This window comes from Pseudomonas caricapapayae (genome assembly GCF_001400735.1).
In the GTDB taxonomy this organism is placed as follows: Bacteria; Pseudomonadota; Gammaproteobacteria; order Pseudomonadales; family Pseudomonadaceae; genus Aquipseudomonas; species Aquipseudomonas caricapapayae.
In genome coordinates, this window is sequence record NZ_LJPW01000068.1 from 106263 (window position 1) to 113875 (window position 7613).

The 7613-nt window shown below is 60.7% G+C and carries 6 protein-coding genes; all 6 read right to left on the minus strand.

The features are described from left to right. Nucleotides 1-266: 266 nt before the first annotated feature. Nucleotides 267-641, minus strand: a complete 375-nt coding sequence (locus ALO80_RS10875) for a gamma-butyrobetaine hydroxylase-like domain-containing protein (protein ID WP_162839041.1) — start codon at nucleotides 639-641, stop codon at nucleotides 267-269. A 108-nt stretch (nucleotides 642-749) separates the two neighbouring features. Then, entirely contained in the window at nucleotides 750-2087 is a 1338-nt protein-coding gene (hslU, locus tag ALO80_RS10880; protein ID WP_055009011.1) for an ATP-dependent protease ATPase subunit HslU, read from the minus strand. Nucleotides 2088-2153: 66 nt separating this feature from the next. Next, nucleotides 2154-2684 carry an ATP-dependent protease subunit HslV gene (gene hslV, locus ALO80_RS10885; protein WP_003392345.1) on the minus strand — a complete coding sequence of 177 codons (531 nt, stop codon included), beginning with the start codon at nucleotides 2682-2684 and terminating at the stop codon, nucleotides 2154-2156. Nucleotides 2685-3097: 413 nt separating this feature from the next. After that, nucleotides 3098-3793, minus strand: a complete 696-nt coding sequence (locus ALO80_RS10890) for an SPOR domain-containing protein (protein WP_002551645.1) — start codon at nucleotides 3791-3793, stop codon at nucleotides 3098-3100. 1 nt (nucleotide 3794) lies between these two features. After that, nucleotides 3795-5531 (minus strand): arginine--tRNA ligase, encoded by a 1737-nt coding sequence (gene argS / locus ALO80_RS10895; RefSeq protein WP_055009012.1) that lies wholly within the window; start codon nucleotides 5529-5531, stop codon nucleotides 3795-3797. Between the two features lie 97 nt (nucleotides 5532-5628). Then, a partial coding sequence (locus ALO80_RS10900) for a primosomal protein N' (protein WP_055009017.1) occupies nucleotides 5629-7613 on the minus strand: 1985 nt, incomplete at its 5' end.

The window sequence follows — 7613 nt, forward strand, 5'->3', positions numbered from 1 at the left end:
TGTGAACCAGTGACACAGGCGGTCAGCCAGTACTACTGCTCGTTTAACTCATATGCCTTGCCGGCTGTTTTCCCGCACCGATGTTGATGCATGGAATCTGCCAGAATCATTGGTTACCCGAGATTTAAAAAAATCGCAAGCAGCGTCAGCCATTCATTGGCCGCTGCGCGGAACATTGAAACAAAATCTATTAGAAAGCGCGTCCTAAAACGGCGAGTGGTGAGGTTGGGCGAGGGAGGTTGCAGAGCGGCGCGCGGCTGGAAAAATCAGAGCATCAGCTTGATGACTTGTTCGGAAGGGTCGCGGGATTTGCCTGCCTTTTTCAACTCTTGCAGATAGTCTTCCCACAGAGACTCCTGGCGCTTTGCCAGTTCGTACAGGTAATCCCAGGTGAACAGTCCTGAGTCGTGTCCGTCGTCGAAGGTCAGTTTCAGTGCATATTGCCCGGCCGGCTCGACCTTGGTCAGGCCGACGCCCAGCTTGCCGAATTGCAGGATGGGCTTGCCGTGGCCCTGAACCTCGGCAGAAGGGGAATGTACCCGCAGAAATTCGGCGGGCAGATGGTATTCCTCATCCGGCGCGTATTTGAGTGTCAGGGTCTTGGAGGCTTTGTGCAGCTGGATGGCGGTGGGGAGCATCAAAGGCAGCCTCAAAAAGAGCAGCTTCAAGTTTAAGCTGCAAGCAGGAGCGAGAAGCTGCAGGAGTGAACGACCTCTTGCAGCTTGCAGCTAACCGCTTGCAGCTCGTGCTTAAAGAATATACCGCGACAGGTCTTCGTTTTCAGCCAGGTCGCCCAAGTGGCTGTTGACGTATTCTGCATCGATTTCAATCGGCGCTGCGTCAGGGCTGATGGCCAGGTCACCGGCGCTGAAGGAGACTTCCTCAAGCAGGCGTTCAAGCAGCGTGTGCAGACGACGGGCACCGATGTTCTCGGTCTTCTCGTTGACCTGCCAGGCAATCTCGGCCAGACGTTTGATGCCTTCAGGCTTGAACTCGATCTTCAGGCCTTCGGTCTTGAGCAGTTCACGGTACTGTTCGGTCAGCGACGCGTGTGGCTCGCTGAGGATGCGTTCGAAATCCTGCGGCGACAGCGCCTTGAGCTCAACGCGAATCGGCAGGCGGCCTTGCAGCTCAGGGACCAGATCACTCGGTTTGCTCAAATGAAACGCGCCTGACGCGATGAACAGGATGTGATCAGTCTTGACCATGCCCAGCTTGGTGTTCACGGTGCAGCCTTCGATCAGCGGCAGCAGGTCGCGCTGAACGCCTTCGCGGGATACATCGACACCGCCCGAATTACCGCGTTTGGCAACCTTGTCGATCTCGTCGATGAACACGATACCGTGTTGCTCGACCGCTTCAAGAGCCTTGGCCTTCAATTCTTCGTCGTTGACCAGACGGCCCGCTTCTTCCTCACGTACCAGCTTGAGCGCGTCCTTGACCTTGAGTTTGCGGCTCTTGGTCTTGCCTTTGCCCATGTTGGCGAACAGGCTCTGAAGCTGATTGGTCATTTCTTCCATGCCAGGCGGCGCGGAGATATCGACACCTACAGCTTCGTTGATCTCGATCTCGATTTCCTTGTCGTCCAGCTGGCCTTCGCGCAGACGCTTGCGGAACAGCTGACGCGTGTTGGAATCGCTGCTCTGTGCCGGGTCTTCATTGAAGCCGACGCGGGCAGGCGGTAGCAGGGCGTCGAGGATACGGTCTTCGGCTGCGTCTTCGGCGCGGTGGCGGACCTTGATGATCTCCTGTTCGCGCAGAAGCTTGATTGCCGCATCGGCCAGATCGCGGATGATCGACTCGACATCGCGGCCGACATAACCCACCTCAGTGAATTTGGTCGCTTCTACCTTGATGAACGGTGCGTTGGCGAGCTTGGCCAGGCGGCGGGCAATTTCAGTCTTGCCGACACCGGTCGGGCCGATCATCAGAATGTTCTTGGGTGTTACTTCTACGCGCAGCTCTTCAGGCAGTTGCATACGGCGCCAGCGATTGCGCAGGGCAATGGCAACGGCGCGCTTGGCATCGTCCTGGCCGATGATATGGCGATTGAGTTCATGGACGATTTCGCGGGGAGTCATGGACATGGTTATTCACGGTCCTCAAGTACGGTAAAGCCGACAGGGCCACAAACGGTGCGGCCCGGCAGGGGCTTAACCGGCGAGGTCCTGCTCCTCAATAGTGATGTTGTGGTTGGTGAACACGCAAATGTCGCCGGCGATATGCAGGGAAGTCTCGGCGATTTCACGTGCCGACAAGTCGGTCTTGAGCAGCAGGGCGCGCGCGGCGGCCTGAGCAAATGCGCCGCCGGAGCCCATGGCGATCAGGCCATCCTCGGGCTCTACGACATCGCCGTTGCCGGTGATGATCAGCGAAGCATCCTTGTTGGCGACTGCCAGCATGGCCTCGAGACGGCTCAGCGATCGATCGGTACGCCAGTCCTTGGCCAGTTCGACCGCTGCACGAACCAGATGCCCCTGGTGTTTTTCCAACTGGGCCTCAAAGCGTTCGAACAGCGTGAATGCATCGGCGGTCGCGCCAGCGAACCCGGCGATCACTTCGCCGTGATAAAGACGGCGCACCTTCTTGGCGTTGCCTTTCATAACGGTGTTGCCCAGAGAAACCTGGCCGTCGCCAGCCATGACGACTTTACCGTGGCGGCGCACTGAAACGATGGTGGTCAAGGGAGAGTCTCCACACTGCGGGGCGAAAATGCCCTGATGCAAACTCATATGGGGGTGTGGGTGAGTATTTCAACCTTGGGGATGAATCGGGGGGAATGACCGTATGATTCTTGTCCCAACCCTTTAAGCGGGCCGGGCGACGCTTCGTTTGTCCGCGATCTCCCGGTTTTTGTAGCGGACAGAAGGCCGTTTTGATTCTGCCCAACGGGCAAGGAGCGGACTTGTCCGCGATGGGCTGCGAAGCGGCCCCCAAACAGGCTGCCTCGGCTGGGTCTGATACACCGATGCGGCTGGTTTTGCTGCTGGTTCCCGGCAGATCGCGCACAAGTCCGCTCCTACGCCCTTCGGGCAGAAGCCTCTGTTTCCGCACTCATCGAAACATCGCGATCAGCACGGAAACAGAGGTACTTTGACTATCGGCTCTGGCGCTGTTGCAGCAACAGGTTACTGAATCCGCCGCTTGCCAGTTGTTTCTGGGCAGTGGTCAGTTGTTCGCGGTTGCTGAACGGGCCGACCAGTACGCGATACCAGGTTTCATCCTTGACGGTGCCTGATTCGACGGTGGATGTCTGGCCCAGCAGGATGATCTGCGCGCGGACTTTTTCGGCGTCAGCCTGTTTGCGGAACGAGCCCGCCTGCAGGAAAAACGTCGTGACCGCTGCCGGCTTGGTCGTGGCGACCGGTGGTGCCGGTGGTGGCGTCAGACCGCTGAGGGCTGCCTGGGCACGTGCCGTATCGATCTTGGCTGCCTGTTCGGGCGAGACCGGCGCAGTCGGTGCCACGGGCGGTGGCGTCTTTTCCGGCACGGCTTCGTTCGGCACGATCACTTCCGATTCCGGGAGCAGCGTATAGAAGTCGTACTTGGGTTTGACCGGAGCCGTCGGGCTGGGCGGAGTCTTGTTCGCTTCGGCGATTTTCGCGGCCTTGGCGTCTGCCTTGACCCGCTTGACGTCTTCGCCGCCCGGTTCGAGTTTCATCAGAAAGACCACGAATGCGCCCACGGTCAAGCCAATCGCCAGCCACAACCATCCTGGAATCGGCTTCTTCGCGGGTGCCTGATAACGGCTGGCGCCCCGCTTGGGTGCCGGTTTCTTCTTCGCAACTGCCAACTTACATACGCTCCAGAGTTTCCAGACCCAACAGGTGCAGGCCTTGCTTGAGGGTGCGGCCGGTCAGGGCAGCCAGACGCAGACGGCTCTGTTGCTGATCGGAGTTTTCCGCACCAAGGATCGGGCAGTTTTCATAAAAGCTCGAAAACAGACCCGCAAGGTCATACAGGTAAGCACAAAGTACGTGCGGTGTGCCTTTTTCTGCGACGTTATTCAATGTTTCAGTGAACTGCGCAAGACGTGCAGCCAATTCCTGCTCCTGCGGCGCGGCCAGGACAATCTGCCCCTTGCCGGCATCGAACGGCGTGCCCAGCTTGCGGAACACACCGGCCACACGGGTATAGGCGTACAGCAGATAAGGCGCGGTATTGCCCTCGAAGCTCAGCATCTGATCGAAGTTGAAGCTGTAATCACTGGCCCGGTGCTTGGACAGGTCGGCATATTTTACTGCGCTGATGCCCACTGCCCTGGCAATGCTGCGCAATTCTGCTTCGGCGACTTCCGGGTTCTTTTCCTTGACCAGCGAGTAGGCGCGCTCTTCGGCTTCATCGAGCAGGTCGATGAGCTTGACCGTGCCGCCATCGCGGGTCTTGAACGGGCGACCGTCGGCCCCGTTCATGGTGCCGAAGCCCATGTGTTCGAGCTGCATGCCGTCATGGACGAAACCGGCGCGGCGCGCCACTTCGAATACCTGCTGGAAGTGCAGGGCCTGACGCTGATCGACGAAATACAGTACGCGGTCGGCTTTGAGCACCTTGCTGCGGTAGCGGATGGCCGCCAGATCGGTCGTGGCATACAGATAACCGCCACCGGCCTTCTGCACGATCACCGGCAGGGGCGTGTCATCGGCGGTGCGGAATTCTTCGAGGAACACGCACTGCGCGCCATTGCTCTCGACCAGCAGGCCACTGGCTTTCAGGTCGTTGACGACATTGGCCAGGTCATCGTTGTAGGCACTTTCGCCCATCACGTCTGCCGGAGTCAGCTTGACGTTGAGGCGCTCGTAGGTTTCCTGGCAGTGCGACAGCGAAATGTCCTTGAAGCGCGTCCACAGGGCCAGGCACTCGGCATCGCCGGCCTGCAACTTGACCACCAGGCCACGCGCGCGCTCGGCGAACGCTTCGGACTCGTCGAAGCGCTGCTTGGCGGCGCGGTAGAAGTCTTCCAGGTCGGACAACTCGTCGCTGGTCGCGGGTTTTTCCTGCAGGTAGGCCAGCAGCATGCCGAACTGGGTGCCCCAGTCGCCCACGTGGTTCTGACGAATGACCGTGTCGCCGAGGAACGTCAGAACGTTCGCCACGCCGTCACCGATAATGGTCGAGCGCAAGTGGCCAACGTGCATTTCCTTGGCCAGGTTCGGTGCCGACAGGTCGACCACTACGCGCTGAGCAGCGCCGGCCTTGCGCACCGAGAGGTGCGCGTCGGCCAGCGCAGTGTCGAGGCGCGCGGCCAGTGCGGCAGTGTTCTGGAAGAAATTAAGGAAGCCCGGACCGGCAATTTCGACCTTGCTGACCTGCTCGTCGGCAGGCAGCGCGGCGATCAGTTTTTCAGCCAGGTCGCGCGGCTTCATCCCGGCAGGTTTGGCGAGCATCATCGCGATATTGCTGGCGAAGTCGCCGTGCGTCTTGTCGCGGGCGTTTTCGACCTGGATCGCCGGCGTCAGCCCTTCTGGCAAGACGCCCTCGGTGACGAGACGGGTCAGGGCTTGTTGAATCAGCTGGCGAATCGTGTCTTTCATGAGGCTCTCTTCGACCGCAAGCGCGGTGGCGCTTCGATGCGCGGGTGGAAAAACTCCGCATTATCCGTTGCTCAAGCCTGCTTGCCAACGGCGTGACTTAATAAAGATCCACCGGGTCCACATCCAGTGACCATCTGACCTGTCGCCCGCTGGGCATTTGCTCCAGCGCAAGCAGCCAGGTGGCAAGCAATTTGTGCAGTGGCGCGCGTGCACTGGACTGTATCAGCAGTTGCGCCCGGTAACGCCCGGCACGGCGCTCCATAGGTGCGGGAACCGGCCCCAGCAGCTCGATACCGCCCAGGCCCAACTGCGCAACCCGTTGTTCGGCGTCGCTGCAGGCCTGATCGAGAAACGCTTCGGCCTGTCCGGGTTTGTGGGCTTCGGCACGCAGCAGGGCAAGGTGCGAAAACGGAGGCAGGCCCGCCGAGCGACGTTCGCTCAAGGCCTGTTCGGCAAACGCGAAGTAACCCTGCTCGGTCAGTTGAATCAATAGCGGGTGATCGGCCAGATGGGTCTGGATGATCACCTTGCCCGGCTCTTCAGCGCGTCCGGCCCGGCCTGCAACCTGCACGATCAACTGCGCCATGCGCTCGCTTGCGCGGAAATCTCCGGAAAACAGTCCGCCGTCGGCATCCAGAATCGACACCAGCGTCACGCGGGGGAAGTGATGACCCTTGGCGAGCATTTGCGTGCCGACCAGAATGCACGGCTGGCCGCGCTGGATGGTCGCGAACAACTGATTCATGGCGTCCTTGCGCGACGTGCTGTCGCGGTCGACGCGCAGAACGGGATAGTCGGGAAACAGAATTGCCAGCCGCTCTTCGGCGCGCTCGGTGCCCGCGCCTACCGGTCGCAAGTCCACCTTGCCGCACGATGGGCACTGGCGCGGCACGCGCTCGACGTAACCGCAGTGATGGCAGCGCAGCTCGCCCGAGCGCTGGTGGACGGTCATGCGCGCATCGCAGCGTTGACAGCCGGACATCCAGCCGCAGTCATGGCACAGCAATGTCGGCGCAAAGCCACGACGGTTGAGGAACACCAATACCTGCTGGCCTGCCGCGAGGGTCTGGCCAATGGCCTGTTGCATCGGCCCGGAAATGCCGCTGTCCAGCGGCCTGCTCTTGACGTCCAGGCGCATGAACCGTGGTTGCTGTGCACCGCCCGCTCGCTGATTCAGACGCAGCAGGCCGTAGCGCCCGGTGTAAGCGTTGTGCAGGCTTTCCAGGGAGGGCGTGGCGGAGCCGAGGACGATCGGGATGTTTTCCTGACGCGCCCGCACCAGTGCCAGATCGCGAGCGTGATAGCGCAGCCCTTCCTGCTGTTTATAGGAGCCGTCGTGTTCTTCGTCGATGATGATCAGGCCAGGGTTTTTCATCGGGGTGAACAGCGCCGAGCGCGTGCCGATGATGATGTCGGCCTCGCCATCGCGCGCCGCCAGCCAGGCGTCGAGTCGTTCGCGGTCGTTGACGGCCGAGTGCACGAGTGCAATGCGCGCATTAAAACGTTGCTCGAAGCGCGCCAGGGTCTGCGGCCCCAGGTTGATTTCCGGGATCAGCACCAGCGCCTGCTTGCCTGCCTCGAGGGTCTCGCGAATCAGTTGCAGATAGACTTCGGTCTTGCCACTGCCGGTAACGCCTGCCAGCAGGAACGCATGAAAACTGTCGAAGCCGGCACGGATCGCTTCGTAAGCGGCGCGTTGCTCGGTGTTGAGCGGCAGTTCTGGCTGGGCCAGCCAGTGTTCGTGACGTGCACTGGGCGCATGACTGCGCACTTCGACGTAGACCAGTTCCTTGGCCAGCAGCAGATTGAGGCTGTCCTTGTTCAGCATCAGTTTGCTGAGCAGTTGATGCGCCACGCCGTGCGGGTGCTGGGCGAGGGTCGTCAGCGCCTCACGCTGTCTGGGCGCGCGGGCGATGCGCGGATCATCGGCACTGGCACCCGGTGCCACGTGCCAGAAGCGCTCCTGGCGGCTTTCGGCCAGTTCACCTTGACGCAGCAGCACGGGCAAGGCCCAGCTCAACGTGTCGCCCAGGCTGTGCTGGTAATACTGCGATGTCCACAGGCACAGCCTGAACAACGCAG

What these genes read in the sequence shown, in the direction of transcription:
- argS (WP_055009012.1), bottom strand. Translation starts at nt 5,531, where the DNA reads ATGAAAGACACGATTCGCCAGCTGATTCAACAAGCCCTGACCCGTCTC.
- hslU (WP_055009011.1), bottom strand. Translation starts at nt 2,087, where the DNA reads ATGTCCATGACTCCCCGCGAAATCGTCCATGAACTCAATCGCCATATC.